The organism is Amycolatopsis sp. NBC_00438 (genome assembly GCF_036026695.1).
Lineage (GTDB): Bacteria > Actinomycetota > Actinomycetes > Mycobacteriales > Pseudonocardiaceae > Amycolatopsis.
Genome location: NZ_CP107923.1, coordinates 2,644,060 through 2,665,395, shown reverse-complemented (window position 1 = coordinate 2,665,395; position 21,336 = coordinate 2,644,060). Strand labels below are relative to the sequence as shown.

Annotated in this window: 20 protein-coding genes; 7 read left to right on the top strand and 13 right to left on the bottom strand. The window is 71.8% G+C overall.

The window, feature by feature from the left end; all coding sequences use genetic code 11:
* Window positions 1–57: 57 nt before the first annotated feature.
* The gene (locus OG494_RS12485) at window positions 58–591 is read right to left on the bottom strand and encodes a carboxymuconolactone decarboxylase family protein (protein ID WP_247051857.1); all 534 of its coding nucleotides are present in this window, start codon (window positions 589–591) and stop codon (window positions 58–60) included.
* A 139-nt stretch (window positions 592–730) separates the two neighbouring features.
* Window positions 731–2,446, bottom strand: coding sequence for a glycosyl hydrolase family 18 protein (locus OG494_RS12480; RefSeq protein WP_328455124.1), 1,716 nt, complete (start codon window positions 2,444–2,446; stop codon window positions 731–733).
* Window positions 2,447–2,739: 293 nt separating this feature from the next.
* On the opposite strand from OG494_RS12480, the gene OG494_RS12475 reads away from it, so the two are divergent.
* Genes OG494_RS12475 through OG494_RS12465 form a run of 3 tightly spaced genes read left to right on the top strand, consistent with a single transcriptional unit; the run spans window position 2,740 to window position 6,684 of the window.
* Entirely contained in the window at window positions 2,740–5,316 is a 2,577-nt protein-coding gene (locus OG494_RS12475; RefSeq protein ID WP_328458929.1) for an FtsX-like permease family protein, read from the top strand.
* Window positions 5,309–6,001 (top strand): ABC transporter ATP-binding protein, encoded by a 693-nt coding sequence (locus OG494_RS12470; protein WP_328455123.1) that lies wholly within the window; start codon window positions 5,309–5,311, stop codon window positions 5,999–6,001. Before OG494_RS12475 ends, OG494_RS12470 begins: the two co-directional genes overlap by 8 nt.
* 20 nt (window positions 6,002–6,021) lie before the next feature.
* Window positions 6,022–6,684, top strand: coding sequence for an ABC transporter ATP-binding protein (locus OG494_RS12465; protein WP_247064298.1), 663 nt, complete (start codon window positions 6,022–6,024; stop codon window positions 6,682–6,684).
* Window positions 6,685–6,739: 55 nt separating this feature from the next.
* On the opposite strand, the gene OG494_RS12460 is transcribed toward OG494_RS12465, so the two are convergent.
* Window positions 6,740–7,579: an oxidoreductase gene (locus tag OG494_RS12460; protein ID WP_328455122.1), complete on the bottom strand. Its 840-nt coding sequence runs from the start codon at window positions 7,577–7,579 to the stop codon at window positions 6,740–6,742.
* Window positions 7,580–7,677: 98 nt separating this feature from the next.
* On the opposite strand from OG494_RS12460, the gene OG494_RS12455 reads away from it, so the two are divergent.
* Window positions 7,678–8,580 carry a LysR family transcriptional regulator gene (locus tag OG494_RS12455; RefSeq protein ID WP_328455121.1) on the top strand — a complete coding sequence of 301 codons (903 nt, stop codon included), beginning with the start codon at window positions 7,678–7,680 and terminating at the stop codon, window positions 8,578–8,580.
* On the opposite strand, the gene OG494_RS12450 is transcribed toward OG494_RS12455, so the two are convergent.
* A complete protein-coding gene (locus OG494_RS12450) occupies window positions 8,577–9,206 on the bottom strand; it encodes an FMN-dependent NADH-azoreductase (protein WP_328455120.1) in 630 nt (209 codons plus the stop codon). The two genes, OG494_RS12455 and OG494_RS12450, sit on opposite strands and share 4 nt — an antisense overlap.
* 62 nt (window positions 9,207–9,268) lie before the next feature.
* On the opposite strand from OG494_RS12450, the gene OG494_RS12445 reads away from it, so the two are divergent.
* Window positions 9,269–9,904 (top strand): TetR/AcrR family transcriptional regulator, encoded by a 636-nt coding sequence (locus OG494_RS12445; RefSeq protein ID WP_328455117.1) that lies wholly within the window; start codon window positions 9,269–9,271, stop codon window positions 9,902–9,904.
* A gap of 59 nt (window positions 9,905–9,963) precedes the next feature.
* Window positions 9,964–11,043 carry a GDSL-type esterase/lipase family protein gene (locus OG494_RS12440; RefSeq protein WP_328455115.1) on the top strand — a complete coding sequence of 360 codons (1,080 nt, stop codon included), beginning with the start codon at window positions 9,964–9,966 and terminating at the stop codon, window positions 11,041–11,043.
* A 98-nt stretch (window positions 11,044–11,141) separates the two neighbouring features.
* Here the strand turns inward: OG494_RS12440 and OG494_RS12435 are convergent, their stop codons facing one another.
* The 4 genes from OG494_RS12435 to OG494_RS12420 are packed head-to-tail and all read right to left on the bottom strand — an operon-like array spanning window position 11,142 to window position 13,293.
* Window positions 11,142–11,441 carry a hypothetical protein gene (locus tag OG494_RS12435; protein ID WP_328455113.1) on the bottom strand — a complete coding sequence of 100 codons (300 nt, stop codon included), beginning with the start codon at window positions 11,439–11,441 and terminating at the stop codon, window positions 11,142–11,144.
* Window positions 11,428–11,652 carry a hypothetical protein gene (locus OG494_RS12430; protein ID WP_328455111.1) on the bottom strand — a complete coding sequence of 75 codons (225 nt, stop codon included), beginning with the start codon at window positions 11,650–11,652 and terminating at the stop codon, window positions 11,428–11,430. Before OG494_RS12430 ends, OG494_RS12435 begins: the two co-directional genes overlap by 14 nt.
* 46 nt (window positions 11,653–11,698) lie before the next feature.
* Entirely contained in the window at window positions 11,699–12,154 is a 456-nt protein-coding gene (locus OG494_RS12425; RefSeq protein WP_247051868.1) for an Lrp/AsnC family transcriptional regulator, read from the bottom strand.
* Entirely contained in the window at window positions 12,151–13,293 is a 1,143-nt protein-coding gene (locus tag OG494_RS12420) for a M24 family metallopeptidase (RefSeq protein ID WP_328455108.1), read from the bottom strand. Before OG494_RS12420 ends, OG494_RS12425 begins: the two co-directional genes overlap by 4 nt.
* Window positions 13,294–13,534: 241 nt before the next feature.
* Between OG494_RS12420 and OG494_RS12415 the strand changes: the two genes are divergently transcribed.
* Entirely contained in the window at window positions 13,535–14,482 is a 948-nt protein-coding gene (locus tag OG494_RS12415; RefSeq protein WP_328455106.1) for a 5'-3' exonuclease, read from the top strand.
* Window positions 14,483–14,498: 16 nt separating this feature from the next.
* Here the strand turns inward: OG494_RS12415 and OG494_RS12410 are convergent, their stop codons facing one another.
* The 5 genes from OG494_RS12410 to OG494_RS12390 all read right to left on the bottom strand — a co-directional run bounded on the left by OG494_RS12410 (window position 14,499) and on the right by OG494_RS12390 (window position 21,159).
* A complete protein-coding gene (locus tag OG494_RS12410; RefSeq protein ID WP_328455104.1) occupies window positions 14,499–15,716 on the bottom strand; it encodes a GNAT family N-acetyltransferase in 1,218 nt (405 codons plus the stop codon).
* 54 nt (window positions 15,717–15,770) lie between these two features.
* Window positions 15,771–16,124 (bottom strand): DUF4333 domain-containing protein, encoded by a 354-nt coding sequence (locus OG494_RS12405; protein WP_328455102.1) that lies wholly within the window; start codon window positions 16,122–16,124, stop codon window positions 15,771–15,773.
* Between the two features lie 25 nt (window positions 16,125–16,149).
* Window positions 16,150–17,352, bottom strand: a complete 1,203-nt coding sequence (locus OG494_RS12400; RefSeq protein WP_328455100.1) for a GNAT family N-acetyltransferase — start codon at window positions 17,350–17,352, stop codon at window positions 16,150–16,152.
* Between the two features lie 76 nt (window positions 17,353–17,428).
* Window positions 17,429–18,223, bottom strand: coding sequence for a DUF4333 domain-containing protein (locus OG494_RS12395; protein ID WP_328455098.1), 795 nt, complete (start codon window positions 18,221–18,223; stop codon window positions 17,429–17,431).
* Window positions 18,224–18,381: 158 nt separating this feature from the next.
* Window positions 18,382–21,159 carry a DEAD/DEAH box helicase gene (locus OG494_RS12390; RefSeq protein WP_328455096.1) on the bottom strand — a complete coding sequence of 926 codons (2,778 nt, stop codon included), beginning with the start codon at window positions 21,157–21,159 and terminating at the stop codon, window positions 18,382–18,384.
* Window positions 21,160–21,336 lie beyond the last annotated feature (177 nt).

Genomic DNA, 21,336 nt, shown 5'->3' with positions numbered 1-21,336 from the left:
TGTCCTGAAGGGCACCCGCAGGGCTGTATCAGCCCTGAGGGTGCCCTTCACGGCTGATCAGCGCCCGTAGCCTTCGGCGGCCAGGACCTTCCCCATCTGCTCGTAGGCCGCGGGGTCTTCGGGGGCGATCGTGGCCAGCCCGTCGACGTAGCGGTTGTACATGCAGAACGCGGCCGCGATCAGCACCGTGTCGTGCAGTTCGAGGTCGGTCGCGTCCTGGGCGCGCGCCGCGGCGACGAGCTCGTCGGTGACGTTGCGGCCGGTCTCCCGCACGGCCAGCGCGATCCGCAGCAGCGCCTTGAGCTTCTCCGACACCGGCGCGTCGTCGATCCCGGCGCACGCCGCGTCGACCACCGCGCGGCCGCCTTCGATGGTCTCGGCCGCGGTGGCGGCGTGGCTGCCGGTGCAGAAGCGGCATTCGTTGCCGTTCGACACAACCGTCGCGATCAGTTCGCGCTCGCCGACCGTGAGGCTGCTCGGCCCACGCAGGAGCGTCTGGGCCAGGAGGTTCAGCGGGACGGCCGTCTCCGGCCGGTAGGCCATCAGCGACCGGATCCCGGGCAGCTCCGGGTCGAGCGGGATGTGGGGCATGCGTTGTCCTCCTCGCGAGCGGAAGATCCAGTCTTTCCGGCGAAGGCGCCCGCGCCAACCTCCACCTTGCCCAGCGGGCGTTCGGCCGAACGGCTCCGTCCTCCCCGCGGGCAGGTGCGGGGAGGACGGAGCCGCTTTCTCAGCCGAGGGTGACGTCGTCGGTGTAGACCGACCCCTGGCCGTACCAGCCGTGGACGTAGATCGTCACCGCTCCCGACGCGCCGGTCGTGAAGGGCACCGACAGCTGCGTCCAGCCGCTGCTCGAGGTCCACGTGCTGGCGGTCGCGCCGCCCCGGACCCCGAGGTAGGCGTAGCTGCCCTGCACCCACGCCTTGAGCGTGTACGCGTGGCTCGGGGCGAGGGTGATGTTCTGCGCGGCCTCACCGGTCGAGGACGCCGTCGCCGCCACCTGCAGGGCCTTGGTGCCCGAGTGCGCGGGCGAGGCGACGACCGAGTCGCCCGCCCCGATCCACGGGCTCAGCGCGCCGGTCTCGAACCCGCCGTTGACGACCGAGCCGGTCGGGACGGTGCCGTTGACGGTGAGGGTGAAGGTGGCGCTGTGGCTGACCGACGTTCCGGCGCCGGTGACGGTCAGCGGGTAGACGCCGGGGACGGCGGCCGAGGTCGTGGCGACCGAGAGCGTGGCGCTGCCGCCCGCGGTGACCGAGCCGGGGCTGACCGACGCGGTGACGCCGGCGGGCGCGCCGGAGACCGAGAGCGTCACGGACTGGGCGGCGCCGGAGGTGACGGCGGTGGTGACCGTCGCCGACGTCGAGGCGCCCGGGTTCACCGCGGCCGAGGACGGGTTCGCCGAGACGGAGAAGTCGTTGCCCGGCACCGTGGTGCCGCCGGTGAACGGCGCGAAGGCGTGGCTGAAGAACCACTGCGACTGGCTGATGCCGGAGCAGTTGTCCGCGGCGGCCCCGCCCGGGCAGCCGCCGTTGTCCCGCTGCAGCGCCCAGAAGGACAGCTCGTTGATACCCTTGGACACGGCCCAGTTGTAGACGGTGGCCGCGTCGGCGGTCGTGAACGTCTCGGCGGGGCCGAAGTCGTCGACGCCGATCATCTCGGTGATCCCGACACTCGCCCACAGCTGCGCCTGGGTCTTGCCCGGGTAGAGCGCCGCGAGCTGGGAGACCAGGCCGGTGGCCGCGGTCTGGGTGTCGGTGGCCATCTCGTGGGCGGCGTTGTCGTAGTAGTCGAAGGTCATCATGTTGACGACGTCGACGCGGGTGCCGTTGGTGACGGCGTTGCGCAGTACGGCGAGACCGCTGTCGGCGAGGCCGCGGGTGGTCGTGGGCAGGGTGTAGGAGATCTGCAACGGCCGGCCGGAGGCGGCGGCCCAGTCCTGGACCTTCTTGATGGCCTTGTTGCGGCGGTCGATCCCCGCTGAATTGGTGAGCGAGTTGTCCTCGATGTCCATGTCGAGGCGCGGGACGTCGTAGGTGGTGATCACCGACTCGTAGGCCGCGGCGATCGAGTCGACGTTGGTGCAGCTGTCGGCGATCTCGGTGCCGGTGTTGTCGGCGGTGTACCCCCCGAAGGACGGGATGACGTCGCCGCCGCGCGAGCGGATGGTGGTGATGTCGGAGCCGAACGTGGCGCTGGAGATCGGCATCCCGGAGTCACCGTTCCAGTAGACGGTGCACTGACCCTTGGTCGCGGCCTGGATGAACGCCATGGTCAGGTGCTTGGCCCCGGACGCCTGCGCGAGCGCGGCCGGGCTCTCCCCCGTCCACGCTTCGAAATAGGGGGCGAAGACGTGCGAGGGCAGTGGGGTGGCGGCCTGGGCGGGGCCGGCCGCGGCGACCAGCGTGCCGGCCGAGAACGCCGCCAGGGCAAGGGAAACGGACAATCGGGAGAAAGGTCTGCGTCGACGCACGTGCGCTCCAAGGAGGGCGGGGAGCCGTGCTGCGGCGTCGCACGGCGGGAACGTCCCCAGGATTGGATCAGACCAATCTGTCCGTCAAGGTCTAGACCATTAAACCGGCCGGATGGCCGTACTCGTTGCACCCGCCCTTTTCGACAGCTTCGACCACAGCCGGTGAGCAACGATCGCGACAAAAACGTTCCGGTTCCTGGGGTGGCCCGGTAGCGTGCGCCTCCATGCGGGTGATGTGGGGGAAGATCGAACAACTCAGAGTGACCATGCCGTGGCGTGCGGCACCGAAGGCCGCGCTCACCAGCCCTCTGACCCTGATCGTGGCGGCGGTGACGTCCCTGCTGGCGTGCTTCCTCGGCACCGCCGCGATCCTGCAGGCCTCCGCGGCCGGCGGCGCGGCCGTCACCTACCAGACCGGCATCGTCTGCCCCGACGCCTACGGCCCGGTCTTCGGCAAGGGCAACATGCCGGTCAAGGACATCCCCGCGGTCACCGCCGCCGTCCAGCGGCACGCCCCCGCACACGGCTTCGGCACCCCGATCGTCGGCCAGTACACGAACGTCCTGCCCGGCACCCAGTTCAACGGCGACCCGCACTACAAGATCCGCCTCGGCTACCGCGACCAAGCCGGGCTCGACAACCTGACCCTGCAACAGGGCACCCGCGCCCCCGGCCTGTGGCTGGGCAACGTCGTCGCCGACGCCGAGCACATCGGCCTCGGCGCCCGCCCGAGCATCCAGGGCGCCACGCTGCCGCCGGTCACCGGCATCTACCGCGACCTGCTCGACCCGCCGCCGCGGTGGTGGTGCTCCCAGCAGACCGGCGCCGTGGTGGACCGGCTGGCCAACGACCCCATCGACTCGATCGTCTTCGCCACCGACCGCGCGAGTTTCGACAACGCCGTCCACGCCATCGGCCTGCCGACCATGCAGTACTTCCACATCTCGTTCTACGTCCCGCCGCCCACCACCCTCAGCGGCGCCGAAGACCTCCTGCAACGCTCCCAGGACCTCGTCGCCGACGTCCGCGCCGACCTGACCGCCCAAGGCCTCGGCAACACCGTCGCCGCCGACGTCCCCACCTTCGAACGCTCGGTCACGATCGCCCGCCAAGCCCAGGACAACGTGCTCGTCTCGATCCTGCCGCTCGCGGTGATCAGCGTCCTGGTCGGCTGCGCCGGCCTCGGCAGCGTCGCCCTCCAGTGGTACCAGCGCCGCCACGCCCAGCTGCGGCTCCTCTCCGCCCGCGGCAGCGGCCCCGGCGCCCTGGGCTGGCTCGCCGTCGCCGAACTCGGCCTGCCGATCCTGCTCGGCGGCGCGGCCGGCGCGGTCGCCGCCCGCCTCCTGCTCGGCGTCTACGGACCACCCGGCGCACCCGACTCCGACGCCGAACTGCGCGCCGGCTTCGTCGCCGCGGCCGTGCTGCTGATCTCCGTGGCGCTGCTCGTCCTCGTCGTCGCCGTGCGGGCCCACCGCGAGTTCGAACTGGGCCGGCTGCGCCGCAAGGGCAACCGGGTACGGCTGCTCGCGTACTTCCCGTGGGAGCTCACGACCGCGGGCATGGCCTGGCTCGGCTGGACCCGCCTGGCCGGCTACAGCACCGGCTCTCGCCTCGGAAATCCATTACCCCAGGTCGACCCGCTGGCCCTGACCTACCCCGTCTTCGTCGTGCTGACCGTCGGGCTGCTGACCGCCCGGCTGGCGTGGCTCGCCCTGCACGCCTCCCACCGCGCCCGGTTCTGGTCCCACCCGGCCCTGCAACTGGCGATCCGGCGCCTCGCCGGCGCCCGCGCGCCGGTCACCGGCGTGCTCGTCATCGGCACCCTCGCGATCGGCACCCTCGCCACCGGCATCGGCATCGCCAACGGCCAAGAAGACGCCCTGAACACAAAATCGGCGATCTTCGTCGGCAGCGACGCCCGCCTCGACACCGACAGCCCGATCGGCATGGGCACCGTCTCGATGCCCGCCGCACTCGCCGGCACCAGCACGATCGTCGGCGAGCTGACCGGCACCGGCAGCGTCGTCCTGGTCATCGACCCCGCGACGTTCACCAAGGCCGCGGCCCTGGACCGCGTCCCGGCCGACGACCTCGACACGATGCTCGAGAAGATCACCCAGCCGGACGCCCACGGCACGCCGGTGATCCGGATCGGGCACCGGGAAGGCCAGTCCGCGCAGCTGCCCGGCACCCTCCCGGCCGCCGTGCCCGTCGGCGACCTGCCGGTGTTCCCGATGATCGGCACCTCACCCGGCTACGTCGTATCCCGCACCGCCCTCAGCCACGCGCAGCTCGACGCGATCCCCAAGTGGAGCGTCCTGACCAAGACGGCGATGGCCGACGCCACCACCGCCCTGCGCTCGGCCGGGGTGTACATCCCCAACCGCGTCAGCCGCGAATCCGCGCTGGACGGCCTCCCGTTCTTCGTCGTGTCGTGGACGTTCTCGTTCGTCGCGCTGCTCGGCGCCGTCCTCGGGGTGGTCGCGATCCTCGCCCTGCTCGTGGCCGTCGAAGTACGACGACGCCAGAACGCCCTCGCCGGCGCCCTCGTGCTGCGGATGGGCATGCGCCCCCGTACCCTGCTCGCCAGCCACCTGATGGAACTCGGCGCCCTCAGCGGCCTCGCCATCGTCGTCGGCGTGGTCTGCGGGATCTCGGTCGCCGGCCTCTCGGTACCGCGGTTCGACCCGGCGACCTTCCTCGCCCCCCGCTCCGAACTACCCGACCCGCTGCCCTTCGTGCTGACCGTGCTGGCCGTGGGCGTGCTCGTGGTGGGCCTGGCCGGCTGGATCGCGGTGCGCTCGGTGCGCACCGCCCGGACCGCGGAGCTGATCCGTGCCTGAAAAACCGATCTTCCAGTTACGCGGCATCGGCGTCGACTACCAGACCCCCGCCGGGATCGTCACCGGCGTCGACGACGTCAGCATCGACGTCCCCGCCCGCGGCTTGACCGTGCTCGCCGGACCGTCCGGCTCCGGGAAGTCCACACTCCTGCGTGTACTGGGCCTGTTCGAACAGCCCGCCCGCGGCTCCCTGACCTTCCAGGGCGCCGACGTCCGCAAGCTCAAGCACCGCGAACGGCGCGCCCTGCGCCGCCACCACCTGGGCCTGGTGTTCCAGAACCCGTCCGACAACCTGCTCGGCTACCTCTCGGTCGCCGACAACCTGCGCGCCGCCGCCGAAGCCGCCGGCACCGACTGCCGCCCGGACGACATCCTCGCCCAGCTCGGCCTGCACGGCACCGGCCGCTGGAAGATCTCCGCCCTCTCCGGCGGCCAGCAGCAACGGCTCGCCTTCGGCTGCGTCCTCGCCGCCCGCTCCACGGTCATCCTCGCCGACGAACCGACGTCCCAGCTCGACGAGGCCTCGGCCGACCTCGTCCTGGACACCCTGCAGTACCTGGTGGACCAGGACTTCGCGGTCCTGGTCGCCTCACACGACGAACGCCTCATCGACCTCGGCGCCCGGATCGCCCGCCTGCACAAGGGCACCCTCGAAGGCATCGAACAACGGGAGCCGCCGCAGTGACCGCCGAAACCGCCCCGTCCATGCTCGAAGCCGTCGGCCTGCGCCGCAGCTTCGCCCACCCCAGCGGCGACATCGAAGTCCTGCGCGGCCTCGAACTACGCGTCGCCGCCGGCGAGCTCGTCACCGTCTCCGGCCGCTCGGGATCGGGCAAGAGCGCGCTACTGGCCCTGCTCTGCGGGTTCGACTCCCCCGACTCCGGCTGCGTACTCCTCGACGGCGTACCCATCAGCGGCGCGCCCCCGTGGCACACCTGCGCCGTCCTGCCCCAAGCCCTCGGCCTGGCCAACGAGCTCACCATCGCCGAGAACGTCGCCCTCCCGCTGCGGCTGCGCTCCGACATCCCGCGCCCGTCCCGCCAGGTCATCCAGGACCGCGTCACCGACCTGCTCGACGAACTCGGCATCGGCGACCTCGGCGACCGCTACCCCCTCGAAGTGTCCTTCGGGCAGCAGCAACGGGTCGCCCTGGCCCGCGCCGTCGCCGGCCGCCCCCGGATCCTGCTCACCGACGAACCCACCGCCCACCTCGACGGCGGCAGCACACCCCGCGTCCTGAAGCTGCTACGCCGCTGCGCGGCCGAAGGCGCGGCCGTCATCGTCGCCACCCACGACGACGAAGTCCACCGCATCGCCGACCGCCGCGTCCGCCTCCTCGACGGCGTCCTCACCGCCCTGCTCGACTGAAGTCCGTGAATGGCCCATCGAGGGACTCAGAGTCCCTCGATGGGCCATTCACGGCTTACCCCAGCGCGGTCGAACGGCTGACGTCCTCCCAGGCGGCCAAATCCGCCGCCAGCGACTCGTGGTGTCCCCGGATCGCCTCCACGGCGTCCGCGCCCAACGCCAGCCGCAACGGGGCGTCCTCGCGGTCCACCGCGCGCACGATCGCCGCGGCCGCCTTCACCGGATCACCCGGCTGAGTGCCGTCCATCTCCTCGACCGCCCCGCGCGTACCCGACGTCGACACCGCGTAGGCGTCGATCGTGCGAGAGCGGTGCATGCGGCCGCCGCCGAACTCCGTGCGGAAGGCACCCGGCTCGACGATCAGCACCCGCACCCCGAACGGCGCCACCTCCGCCGCGAGAGCCTCCGAAAGCCCTTCCAGCGCGAACTTCGCCGCGCAGTACGCCCCGAAGCCCGGCATCGACAGCTGCCCGCCCATCGAACTGATCTGCACGACCGTCCCGCTCCCCTGCGCGCGCAGGTGCGGCACCACCGCCTTGGTCACCTCGACCGCGCCGAAGAACATCACCTCCATCAGGCCACGCAGCTCGGCCATGGTCAGCTCCTCGACGGCGCCGACCGAACCGTTGCCGGCGTTGTTGACCACAACGTCGATCCGGCCGAACGCCTCCAGCGCGGCCTTCACGGCGGCGTCGACCTGACCGGCGTCGGTGACATCCAGAGCCGCCGTCCGGACCCGGTCACCACCCGCCTCCTCCAGGTCCGTCAAGGTCTCCGGCCGCCGGGCCGTGGCCAGCACCCGGTCGCCGGCGGCGAGAGCGGCCAGCGCAACCTCCCGGCCGAAGCCGGAAGAGCAGCCGGTGATCAGCCAGACGCGGCCGTCCGTGTTCGTCATCTCCGTGGTCCTCCCAGTGCGCTTCCTCCCGCCATCCTGCGGAAGATCACGCACGCGGCGCCAACACCGATGTCCTGACACGGCTACAGTCCCAGCCTGTGACCCCCGAGCTGCGGCAGCTGCGCTACTTCGTCGCCGTCGCCGACGAAACCAGCTTCACCCGCGCCGCCACCGGCCTCCACATCGCCCAGCAGTCCCTGTCCCAGCAGATCACCGTGCTCGAACGCACCCTCGGCGCCCGGCTGTTCGACCGCGACGCCCGCGGCACCCGCCTCACCGCCGTCGGCACCCTGTTCCTGCCCGAAGCCCGGGCCGTGCTCACCCGAGCCGACGAAGCCGTCGCGACCCTCGGCCGGGCCGTACGCGGCGAAATCGGCACCATCCGGCTCGCCTTCCTCACCACCACCGCGAACTACCTGCTGCCGCCCATCGTCCGCGCCGTCCGCGAACACTTCCCCCACCTCGAGGTCCACACCGCCGAAGCCGCCATCGCCGAACTCGTCGACGGCCTGCGCGAACACCACTTCGACCTCGCCTTCACCCGGCCACCCCTGGTCGACGACCTGACCTCACAGACCCTGATGACCGAAGAGGTCTGCGCCGTCCTGCCCGAAGACCACCCCCTGGCCGGCCGCGCGACCCTCACCCTCGCCGACCTGGCCGACGAACCGTGGGTCCTGACCCCACGCAGCAACTGGGAACCCTGGCACCGCAGCTACGACGACGACTTCGCCGCCGCCGGCTACACCCCCCGCGTCGTCCAGCGCGCCGCGACCGTGCAAGGACTACTGGGGCTCGTCGCCGCCGGCGTCGGCGTCACCCGGCTGACCCGCTCGTCCCACAGCCTGCGGCGCACAGGCGTAGCCTTCGTGCCCCTGGAGGGCGACATCGCCCGGACCGAACTGGTGTGGCTGCCCGGCAACGACAACCCGGCCCGGCACACGATCACCGACGTCGCCGTCCGGCTCGCCGCCACCACGGACCTCACCGAAGCCGGCTAGAACGACTTCGCCGCGTCCCGGGCGGCCTCGTGCGCGATCCGGCCCAGCTCCGCCGCGTCACCGGTCAGCGTCGGGTGGAACCGGATCTCCGTCACGTCTTCGATGCCCGTCCAGTTCAGCCAGCCGGTGAAGAACGGCGCCTGGAAGTCCTCCCCGAACTCCCGCCCGAGCCCCGGCCCCCACACCGCGCTCGTGTAGACGACCGCGGCACGCTTACCGCGCCCGGCCAGCAGGTGCTCGTACCCGGTCGCGGCGTCGACCCCGAACACCCAGCCCGGCTGGGACACGACGTCGACGAACTGCTTGAGCACGTACGGCACCCCCGAATTCCACATCGGCACGCTGAACAGAATCCGGTCGGCGGCATCGAACCGGGCGAACGCGTCACGCGCCGCCCGCCACGCGACGGCCTGCTCACCCTGCGGCGTACCGCCACCGAAGACCGTCATCTTGGCGCCCGCCGCGGCGGGCCCGAACTCGGGCAGCGAGCCGTCCCACAGGTCCCACTCGTCGATCTCGGCGCCCGGATGGACCGCGCGGTAGGTGTCCAGGAAAGTAGCTGCCAAGCGCAGCGATTCGGACTCTTCCCCACGAGGAGAGGCGGAAATGTGCAGCAGATCGGGCATGACGAGGCTCCTCGAAGGGGTGTCGGCTTCCGCCGGACCAGAATTCGGACTAGAGTCCGCTTATGTCTTCGAACGTTAGCGGACCCGAGTCCGCTTCGTCAACGCCGACCGAACTGCCGCTACTCGGCGCGCCCGTACGCGAACGCGCCGACGCCGCCCGCAACCGGATCCGGGTACTCAACGCCGCCGAAACCCTCTTCGCCGAACACGGCGTCGACGCCGTGACCATGGACGACGTCGCCACCGCCGCCGGAGTCGGCAAAGGCACCCTCTACCGCCGCTTCGGCGACAAAGCCGGACTCGCCATGGCCCTGCTCGACGAACGCGAACGCGAACTGCAGCAACGCATCCTCACCGGACCACCCCCACTCGGCCCGGACGCCCCACCCACCGACCGGCTCGCCGCGTTCATCGAGGCCTACCTCGAACTCCTCGACCGGCAGCTCGACCTCGTCCTGCTGTCCGAAACCGCCACGACCGGCGCCCGGTTCCGCACCGGCACCCACACCCTCTGGCGGCGGCACTGCCACCACCTCCTCGAAGTCGGCGGCGCCCCCGACCCGGAGATCGCCGCCGACGTCCTGCTGGCCGCCCTCTCGGCCGAACAAGTCCGGCACTGGCTGCGCGACCGCGGACTCAGCCTCGAAGCCCTCACGAAGTCACTCGCCGGACTGACCCGGACCTGGGCGCCCGTGTGACCGGTCACGCACGGTGGCCGACCCCGGCACCGATCACCTGATCCGTAGAATCAGCCGTGATGCGACGACTTCGGTGGTACTGGGGGGCGCTGGTCCTCGTCAGCGTGGCCCTCCTGGTGGGTCTCTTCGTCTTCTTCGGCTCCGAAAGCAAACCCGGACAACCACAACCCCGCCAAGGCCCACCCGGCACCGGCCCCCTCACCGTCGTCGCGATGGGCGACAGCACCGCCTCCGGCGAAGGCGCCGGCCAATACACCCCCACCACCAACGGCCAAGCCGGCGACTGGTGCCACCGCTCCCCCAACGCCTTCGTCGAAAAGATCGCCGTCCCCGGCATCACCGCCCACGTCAACCTCGCCTGCTCCGGCGCACCCGCCGGCCAGGTCGCCCTCGGCGGCGTCAAGCAGTGGACCGAAGGCTCACAAGCCCAGCAGTTGGCCGCACTCGTCAAGGACCACCGCGTCGCCGCCGTCGTGATCGCGGTCGGCGCCAACGACGAACCGAAGTTCTCCAACCAGGTCACCGACTGCTTCAAAGCCTGGTTCGACCCCGGCGGCCCGCCGTGCAGCACCGCGCTCAAGCAAACCTGGCAGTCCAAAGTGGACGCGATGGTCCCCAAGGTGACCGCCGCCGTCACCGACGTGCAGAAAGTACTGGCCCAAGCGGGTTACGTCCCCGCCGACTACCAGCTGATCCTGCAGTCCTACGCCGCCCCGATCGGCCCCGACGTCCCCGAAGAACTCCGCAGCCTCAACGGCTGCCCGTTCCGGGTTGAAGACCTGCGCTGGATCTCCCAGACCGGCATCGGCGTCCTCTCCTCCGGGCTCAAGACGGCCGCACAGCAAACCGGCGCCCGGTTCCTGGACCTCGCCAAGGCCGGCGTCAAGCACGAAGCGTGCAGCGGCGGCGCGAACCCCGCGACCGAGTGGTTCACCCGCCTGACACTCCAGCTCGCCGACCTCAGCCAGGCCGACCGGGCGGGCCACGCGCTGCAGGAGTCGTTCCACCCCAACGCCGCCGGCCACACCGCGATCGCCAACTGCCTCACGGAGTTCATGGCCACCCGCGAAGGCAACGCCTCCTGCCTCGCGGGCGCGGACGGCAAGCTGCACGCGGCCCCGGAGGTCGTCGCCCGCTGACGACTTCCCTGCTCTTGGGCAGGGTTGAGTCGTTCCGTGTGCACCTGCCGGGCCGCAAGGTCTTTGAAAATCGCCCCGCGGTATAGGGCGTTATACACTTAAAGATCGAGGGCTGCTCGGAGTGCGATGTCGATGCGCTCCTGGACCTCCTGGTCGATCTCCGCGAGGCGCTCGTCGAACCACGGGCGGTAGAGCCTCGTGAGGTTCAGCGTGGACACCCAGTAGCGGGCGTCGACGGCCACGCCGAGGATGTCCTGCGGGTCGCGGTCGAGCAGTTCGGTGCCGAGCAGCCAGGGGCGCTCGGACTCGTTCACCCCGTCCGAGGACAGCAGCACGACTGTGCGCTGCCGGGCCGGATCGGTCGGGGGGTGGTACGTCCAGACTTCACCCCTGCGCACGCAGATCCTTTTCCGCCGCCGTGCGCTCGGCCTCGTCGATCTCCGCGACGGCCGGTTCCGGCTTCTGCGGGGTGTAGCCCGTGCGTACCGCCTCGCGCCGGGCCGCCTTTGACAGCCAGGACGAGACCGAGATCCCGTGTGCTTTCGCCGCGCGTTCGGCGAAGTCCAAGGCCCCGCTGTCCAGCGAAAGAGTCACCTTACGTGTTGCCATACCTTTTACCGTACCAGTCCCCCGGCGACCGGACGCCGCGCCACCGTCAGAACGTCGGCGAACGTCCCTCGAACGGCGTAGAGAGCACGACCGTCGTACGGGTCGACACCTTCGCGGCCTCCCGGATCCGGCGCAGCAGGTCCTCCAGCGCCAGCGGCGACTGGACGCGCACCAGCAGGATGTAGGACTCGTCGCCGGCCACCGAGTAGCAGGACTCGATCTCCTTGATGTGCTGGATCCGCTGCGGGTAGTCGTCGGGCGCGCCCGGGTCGTTGGGCGTCAGCGAGATCAGGGCCGTCAGCGGCAGCCCGATCTGCTCACCGTCGAGCCGCGCGGTGTACCCGAGGATCACCCCGCGCTGCTCGAGCCGGCGCACCCGCTGGTGCACCGCCGACACCGAGAGGCCGACCCGCTCGGCCAGATCGGTGAAGCTGCGGCGCCCGTCGGCCGCGAGTTCCTCGACGATCGACTGGTCGAGCGGCTCCAGGCCACCGGTGGTCATGCGTCCAGCACAACGAGTTCGTGCGGCTGGTTGTTGACGGACTCGACGCCGTCCGCCGTGACGATCACGATGTCCTCGATCCGGGCGCCCCACCGGCCCGCCTGGTAGATGCCCGGCTCGACGCTGAACGCCATGCCCGGCTCCAACGGCAGCGTGTTGCCCGCGATGATGTAGGGCTCCTCGTGCACGTCCAGGCCGATGCCGTGACCGGTGCGGTGGATGAAGTACTCGCCGAACCCGGCCTCGGTGATGACGTCGCGCGCGGCGGCGTCGACCTGCTCGGCCGTGACACCCGGCTTCACCGCGGCGACCGAGGCGGCCTGGGCACGCTGCAGCACGGCGTAGGTCTCGACGACGTCGGCGTCACGCGGCGTACCGACCGAGTAGGTGCGGGTGGAGTCGGAGTTGTAACCGGCCGGCAGCGGACCGCCGATGTCGACCACCACGACGTCACCCTTGTTGATGACGCGGCCGGAGACGTCGTGGTGCGGGCTGGCGCCGTTCGGACCGGACCCGACGATCACGAAGTCCGCCTGGACGTGCCCCTCCTCCACGATCGCCGCGGCGATGTCCGCGCCGACCTCGGCCTCGGTGCGCCCGGCCCGCAGCCACTCGTGGACGCGGGCGTGCACCCGGTCGATGGCCGCGCCGGCGTCCCGCAGCGATGCGATCTCGGCGGCGTCCTTGCGCATCCGCAGCTCACGCACGACCGGGCCGGCCAGGGTCTGCTCGGCCTCGCCGAGCGCCGCGCGCAGCGCCAGCACGTGCAGCGCCGGGGTGAAGTCACTGACCGCGACGCGGCCGGTCTTGCCGAGCCGGTCCGCGACGAGCTTGTACGGGTCGTCGCCGTCCACCCAGGTCAGCAGTTCGACCCCGAGCTCGTCGGTCGGCACGTCGGCGTAGCCGGGCGCCTCCAGCTTCGGCACGACCAGCGCGGGCGTCCCGTCGGCCGGGACGACGAGGGTGGTGAGGCGCTCGAACGAGCCGCCGGCCTGGCCGATCAGGTAGCGCAGGTCGGAGCCGGGCGCGATCAGCAGGGCGTCGGTGTCCGCGGCGGCCGCGGCGGTGCGGGCGCGGTCCAGCCGGGCGCGAAGGGCTGCGGCGTCGGGGGCGGGCGTGTGGAGGGAACGGCGCGACATGGGGCGAGCCTAGCCGGGCGGTCCGGGTGATCCACTCGCCCGGGCCCGCGACATGCCGGGGCTGTGGCGGCTGCTACTCCCCTGCGCCGGTCGCTGCTTCTTTTGGCTGATGTCGGCTTGCTGGTATTCCACCAGCGGCCCGACGTATAGGTCGTTATACACACCATGACCGCGCCTCCCACCGTGCTGGGTGGCGCGTGGCATGCCGGTCGGCGGCGGCGGCGCGTGGCAGGCTGTACGGGTGACCGGACCCCTTGCGCTGCTCGACTCCGCGAGCCTCTACTTCCGCTCGTTCTTCGCCCTGCCCGACTCGATGCGCGCCGCCGACGGCACCCAGGTGAACGCCGTGCGCGGGTTCGCCGACACGATCGCGCGGATCCTCACCGACCGGCGCCCGTCGCGGCTGGTGTGCTGCCTGGACGCGGACTGGCGGCCGAAGTTCCGGACCGATCTGCTGCCCAGTTACAAGGCCCACCGGGTGGCCGAGGAGACGAAGGGCAAGGCTCCCGACGTCGAAGAGGTGCCCGACACACTGACGCCGCAGGTGCCGATCATCCTCGAGGTCCTGGAGGCGTTCGGGTTCGCCACCGCGGAGGCGGCGGGTTACGAGGCCGACGACGTCATCGGCGCCCTGGCCCACCGGGAGAAGAAGGACGCGGTCGAGGTCATCACGGGTGACCGCGACCTGTTCCAGCTCGTGCGCGACGAGCCGACCCCGGCGTCGGTCATCTACGTCGGCAAGGGCTGGGCGAAGGCCGAGGTGCTCGGCCCCGACGAGATCGCCGAGCGCTACAGCGTGCCCCGCAAGACCGCCGGCGCCGCGTACGCGGACATGTCCATGATGCGCGGCGACCCGTCGGACGGGCTGCCGGGTGTCGCCGGGATCGGCGAGAAGACCGCGGCCAAGCTGATCACCGAGTTCGGCTCGCTCGACGCGCTCCTGAAGGCCTCGGCGGCGAGCGATTCCCGCGTCCCGCTGAAGACGCGGCTGCGGCTGGCCGACGCCGCCGACTACCTGGCGGTCGCGCCGACCGTCGTCCGGGTCGCGGTCGACGCGCCCGTGGAGCAGTCCCGCTCCGACAAGGTGCCCGCCAAGCCCGCCGACCCGGACCGCGTCGCCGAACTGGCCGAGCGCTGGAACCTCGGCAAGTCCGTCGACCGGCTCATCGAGGCCCTGCCGGGTTCCTAGGGCCGCGCGCGCGGCCCTAGAAGTACGTGCCGCACCAGGGTGCGGTGATGGTGGTGAACAGCTCGTCCGCCCGGGCCGCCGCGGCCGGGTCGTGGACCGTGATCCGGCCGGCTTCGGCCAGCGCGGACGCGCTCCACTCCCCCAGGTACAGCATCGCGAGCGTGTCGACGTCCAGCGTCAGGTGCGCGGCGGCGCCGGTGCGACGGGCGCCGGCCGGGCCGACCTCGTAGGTGCCCGTGTTGGCGGGCAGCTTCCGGTCGGTCACGGCCAGGACGACCGGAGCGACGTCGCGGTAGGCGCGCGCGTCGAGCGCGGTGGCGACGTCGACCAGGCGCAGCCACAGGTCGTCCTCGACGTCGGCGGTGTGGGCGTGGCGGTAGTCGGCCATCATCGGCGCGAGCGGCTCGTCGACCGGGCGGAACCGGGCGCGGATCCCGGAGACCAGGTCCACCGACAGCAGGAACCGCCAGAGCGCGGCGCGCGCGACCGGGTCTGCCGCGTGCAGCTCGCGGACCTTCAGCACGACGCCTTCGTCCGGGGACTCGAGGGTGCGGCGGTCGACGGTGAGGTAGACGGCGAACCCGTCGTCCCCGTCCGGTCCACTGTGGACGGCCACGACGTGGTGGCCGTCCGGGCCGACGAGCCGGTCGTGCGCGATCGCCCACCACAGGTCCGGCCGGCCCATCATGCCGGCCCGGTGCAGCCCGATCCGCTGATACAGCCCGGGAATCTCCTTCACGGCCTCGTCCGGCGTCAGCATCCGGACGCTCCCGGCGGCCGGGACGCGCTCGTGCAGGCGCGCGGCGGGCCGCGGGATCCAGGCCGTCTTGCCGAGCGTCGCGGAGCCGTAGCCGGCGCGGCCGTAGATGGTCGGCTCGCTCGCGTGCAGCGCGGCCAGCGGCAGGCCGCGCGCGGCGACGTCGGCCAGCTGTGCGGTCATCAGCGCGCTGAACACACCGCGGCGGGTCCAGTCGGCGCGCACCCCCACCCCGTCGACCGCGGCGACGCCGAGCGTGCGCCCGCCGGGCACGGCGATCTCGGTGTCGTACGAGCTCGTGATGCCGATCGGCGTCTCGCCGTCGAACGCGGCGAACTTGTGCTCGGCCGGCCATGACTCCCCGTAGCGGGCCCAGTCCTCGTCGCTGACGCGGTTGCTGTGCAGCGCGCGGCCCAGCAGGTCGAACGTGCTGCGCCGCTCGTCTTCGGTGATGGGGCGGACGTCGAAGGCGGTCATGGGCCCGATCATGCCGGGACGCCCGCCTCCCGGCATTCCCTTTTCCGCCGGCGGTCAGCCCGGCGGATCCACGCGGTAGCGGCCGTCGGTACCGAGCACGGTGATCGGGATCCGTTTCGCCGTACCGCCGATCTCGGCCGTGCAGGCGAACGCCCGCCCGATGACGACCGGCTGACCGGCGGGACAGGTCACGCCGTCGACGTCGGCGATGCGGAAGCTCTCGAGGAGGATCTTCCGGACGCCGTCGCCGACCGCGGCCGGGTCGAGCACCTTCGCGGGCGCACTCGCAGGCGCCGGCGTCCTGCGCGTCGGCAGCACCGGCGTCGGGACCGGCTCGGCCGGCGCGTCGCAGGCGGTGCCGGCGAGCACGCAGCACAAACCGAGAACCACGAGGAAACGCCTGGTCAAGGTGCTCACCCCCGGCGGTGCGGACTCAGAAGAAGCTACCGCACCACGACTGGACGCGCGTGCTGAACAGGACGTCGGCGGCCGCGGGGGCGGCCGGGTCGCGGACCTCGATCCGGCCGGCGTCGGCGAGCGCCGAGGCGCGCCAGGTGCCGAGGTAGAGCATCGCGAGCGTGGTGACGTCAAGCGCGAGCGCGGCCGGTCCCCCGGTGCGCTCGGCGCCGTCCGGCGTGATCCGGTAGGTGCCGGAGTTGGCCGGCAGCAACGGATCGGTGACCTCGACGACGACCGGCGCGGCGTGGCCGTACTCACGGGCGGCCAACGCCTTCGGGACGTCGACGAGCCGCAGCCAGTGCTCGTCCTCGACGCGATCGACGTTGCCCCGGCGGTGATCGGCCAGGATCAGCTCGACCGGCTCGTCCAACGGCCGTTCCTCGGCGACGATCCGGTCCACCAGGTCGATGCCGAGCAGGAACCGCCACAACCCGGCCAGCGCGGCCGGCGTGCCGGTGAACATGTCCCACACTTCCAGGGTCTTGGTCCACGGGTGGGCCTGCAGCCCGCCGACGACGTAGAGGGCGTAACCGTCGGGCCCGTCCGGGCCGTGGTGCACGATCGCCTTCACCGGATCGGTGCTGCGGCGGAGGTGGTTCTCGTAGAGCCGCCACAGCACCTCCGGGCGGGTCATCATCCCGGGCCGGTGCTCGATGCGCTCGTAGACGCCCGGCAGGGCCGCGATGGCGTCGTCCAGCTCCAGCAGCTCGATCTCCCCGGCGGCGGGCGCGTCCGGCCGCAGCCGCGCGCGGTGCCGGTCGACGCTGTAGGTCCGGCTGCGCGTCGCCAGGCCGTAGCCGTACCGGCCGTAGATGAGCGCCTCGGAAGCGAGCAGGTTCGCGAACACCACGCCGCGCGAGGCGAAGTCCGCCAGCTGGGTGGCCATCATCGCGCGCAGCACGCCGCGGCGCGTCCGGTCGGCGCGGACACCGACACCCGTCACGCCGGCCATCGGCAGCCGCGCACCACCCGGCACCGTCAGCTCGGCGTCGAACGCGCGGGCGGTACCGATGAAGTCCGGGTCGAACACCCCGATCGTGCCGCCGGACTGGTAGGCGCGCGCGGCGCGTTCCCAGTCCTTGTCGTCGGACGGCGGCACGTGCACGGTGGCGCGGAAGAGGGTGCTCGCGGCGCGGTGCTCGTCGTCGCGCAGCGTCCGGATCTCGAAGTCGGTCATCCCCGGATCATCTCCGGAGACGACGGAGTCCGGCCACCGCAATTCGCGGCGACCGGACTCGGCCGGACGTCAAACGCTACTTGGTGGCGGGCGGGGACACCTCGTAGTTGCCGCCGTCGCCCTTCACCGTGATCGGGATCTGCTGCGGCTTGCCGCCGATCGTGGCGGTGCACTCGAACTTCGCACCGTCCTCGACCTTCTGCTCGGCCGGGCAGGTGACGCCGGTGACGCCGTCGATCTTGTAGGTGTCGGAGAGCAGCTTCTGCACGTCCGTCTGCATCTGGGTGTTGTTGAAGACCTGCGTCTTGAAGAACCCGGGTGCGACGAAACCGAGGATGCCGACCACCGCGACCACCACGACCAGCACCACGATGCCGATCAGCAGGCCCTTCTTCGACTTCGCCGGCTTCTCCCCTTCGGGAGCGGCGGCGCCGCCGGGGAACTGCTGCTGGCCGTAGTCGTACTGGCCCTGCCCCCCGGGCGGTTGCTGCCCGTACCCGGGCTGGGCCTGCGGCCCGCTCTGCGGGTACTGCCCGCCCGGCTGCTGCTGGCCGTACCCGGGCTGCGCCTGCGGTCCGCTCTGCGGATACCCGCCACCGGGCTGCTGCCCGTAGGGCGGCGGCTGCTGGCCCCACTGCGGCTGCTGCGGCGGGGTGTACCCACCGGGCTGCTGACCCCACTGCTGCGGTTGCTGGGGCTGCTGCGGCTGACCCCACGGCTGCTGCGGCTGGTTGGGGTCGTACGGCGGCTGTTGCGGCTGCTGCTGCCCCCACTGGGGCTGTTCCTGCGGGCCGCTCGGCGGGTACGCGCCGCCCGGCTGCTGCCCGTACTGGGGCTGCTGTGGGTCGTTGCCGCCATACGGCGTGCTCATCGTCTGCCTCCGCCTGCTTCGTTCATCTCATTGCCCAGCCCGATATCGCCGCCGAGCCGCGTACGCACGGTTCGTGGCCGATCCAACCACAGGTCCGGGCCCAGCACACGCGACCACGCTCTCCCGCTGCGCCGACCGGCCCAAGCCTCACACCGAGCTCACGCCGCACCCGCGGCGACCACACCACGGCGCAGCGCCTTGACCGCCTCGGCGGCCGTCGCGCCCACCGGGTCCGCCCGGCCCAGCACGTCGCGGATCTGGTCGAGCAGGTCGATCACCTGACGCGACCAGCGCACGAAGTCCCCCGCCGACAGCTCCTGGCCGTTCGCCTCGGCCGCCGTGAGCACCTTCTCCAGCGACTCACCACGCGCCCACCGGTAGACCGGCCACGCGAACCCGGCGTCGGGCTCCCGCGTGCGGTCGAGCCGGTGCCGCCGCTCGTCCTCGGTCAGCTCCACCCACAGCCGCGCGGTCTCTTCCCATGCCTCGGGCACCGCGCCACCGGGCAACCGCGGCTCCCCCGCCGTGTCCCGGCGCGCCTCGAACACCAGCGTCGAGACGACCGCGGCCAGCTCGGCCGGACCGAGGTTCTCCCACACGCCGTTGCGGATGCACTCCGCGGCCAGCAGATCCGACTCGCTGTACAACCGGGTCAGCCGGCGGCCGTGCTCGGTGACCCGGTCCTCGCCGTCACCGGCGGACTCAGGTCCGAGGTAACCGCGCTCCCCCAGCAGCGCGAGGATCCGGTCGAACGCGCGGGCCAGCGAGTGCGTGGTCGCCGCGACCTTCCGCTCGAGCTGCTCGGTTTCGCCGGCCAGCCGCTGGTACCGCTCCACCCAGCGCAGGTTGGCTTCCCGCTCGGCCAGACCGTGGCACGGGTGCGACCGCAACGCCCGCCGCAGCGCCGCCAGCTCACCGTCCTCATTGGCCCCCGACCGCCGCTTCTGCCTGCCGGGCAAGGAAATCCCGGCACCGCGCAACGTCGTCGCGATGTCGCGACGGGTCTTCGGCGAGCGCAGCTCGATGTGCTTGGGCAGCTTGATCCGGCCCAAAGCCTCGACCGGCGCCGGGAAGTCCGCCACCGACAACGGCCCGGACCACCGGTCCTCGGTCACCACGACCGGGCGCGGCTCGCGGATCGGGTCGAGCCCGGGATCCACGACCACGGCGAGCCCGGCCCGCCGGCCCGCGGGCACCGCGATGACGTCACCCTTGCGCAGCTTCTCCAGCGAATCCGCCGTGTCCGCGCGCCGCACGGTGGTGTTCTGCCGCGACAAGGCCTTTTCCCGCGCCGACATCTTCGCGCGCAGCTCGACGTACTCGAGCATCTCCGCGAAATCCCCGGTCACCGCGTTGGTGTACCCCTTGAGGGCTTCCTTGTTCCGCTCGATCCGGCGGGCCAGGCCGACCACCGACCGGTCGGCCTGGAACTGCGCGAACGACTGCTCCAGCAGGTCACGAGCCTGCCCCGCGCCGACCTGGGAGACCAGGTTCACCGCCATGTTGTAGCCCGGCCGGAACGACGAGCGCAGCGGATAGGTCCGTGTCGAGGCCAGCCCGGCGACCTGCTTCGGGTCGACCCCCGGCTGCCACGAGACCACGGCGTGGCCCTCGACGTCGATGCCGCGCCGCCCGGCCCGGCCGGTCAGCTGGGTGTACTCCCCCGGTGTCAGGTCGACGTGCGCCTCGCCGTTGTACTTGACCAGTCGCTCGAGGACGACCGTTCGGGCGGGCATGTTGATGCCGAGCGCGAGGGTCTCGGTGGCGAACACGGCCTTCACCAGGCCGCGCACGAACAGCTCCTCGACGGTCTCCTTGAACGCCGGCAGCAGCCCGGCGTGGTGCGCGGCGATGCCGCGTTCCAGCGCCTCCCGCCACTCCCAATAGCCCAGCACGCCCAGGTCGCCCTCGGGCAGCTCGGACGTGCGGTCCTCGATGACCCGGCGGATCTCGTCGACCTCATCGGGCCCGTTGAGCCGCAGCCCGGCCCGCACGCACTGGGTGACCGCGGCGTCACAGCCGGCCCGGGAGAAGATGAACACGATCGCGGGCAGCAGCCCGGCCCGGTCCAGCTGCTCCACGACGTCCACCCGCGACGGCGGCCGGAACCGCGGCATCCGCGGTCCGCCCCGCCGGGCGCCACGCGGCCCGTGGAACCCCGCGGGCGCGTACTGCCGGCCGATCTCCTCGGTGCGGCGCAGCAGGGTCGGGTTGATGCGCAGCTCCGCGTCCGGGCCGTGGACGTCCTCACCGGCGAACAGGTCCATGAGGCGGTTGCCCACCAGCATGTGCTGCCACAACGGCACCGGCCGGTGCTCGTCCACCACGACGGCGGTGTCCCCGCGCACCTCGACCAGCCACTCGCCGAACTCCTCGGCGTTGCTGACCGTCGCCGACAGCCCGACCACGCGGACGTGCTCGGGCAGGTGCAGGATCACCTCTTCCCACACCGCGCCCCGGAACCGGTCGGCGAGGTAGTGCACCTCGTCCATCACGACGTACCCGAGGTCGGTGATCGTCGAGGACTTGGCGTAGAGCATGTTGCGCAGCACCTCGGTGGTCATCACGACCACCTGGGCGTTGCCGTTGATCGAGGTGTCCCCCGTCAGCAGGCCCACCGCGTCCGCCCCGTACCGGGCCACCAGGTCGCCGTACTTCTGGTTCGACAACGCCTTGATCGGCGTGGTGTAGAAGCACTTGCGGCCCTCGGCCAGCGCCAGATGCACGGCGAACTCGCCGACGATCGTCTTGCCGGCCCCGGTGGGCGCGCACACGAGCACACCGTGGCCGCCCTCGAGGGCCTCGCACCCGCGGATCTGGAAGTCGTCGAACTCGAAGGAGGACTCCGCCGCGAAGCGGGTCAGCTGGGGGTGCTTCCCCCGGCGCGCGGAGGCCGCATAGGCCTCGGCCGGGGAAGGAGAAGGGCTACTGGCCACTCCGTCAGGGTTCCACACACCCCCGACAGTTTGCACGCGGCGTGACCAACGGCGTGGCGTGACGTAGTTCCGGGCTCCCCTGTCCTCGCCGGTGTGTTCGTCGTTGATCGGGCCGGAGGCCCGACACAGCCCCGAACGTATAGGTCGTTATACACATCACCGGGCCCACGTCTCGGG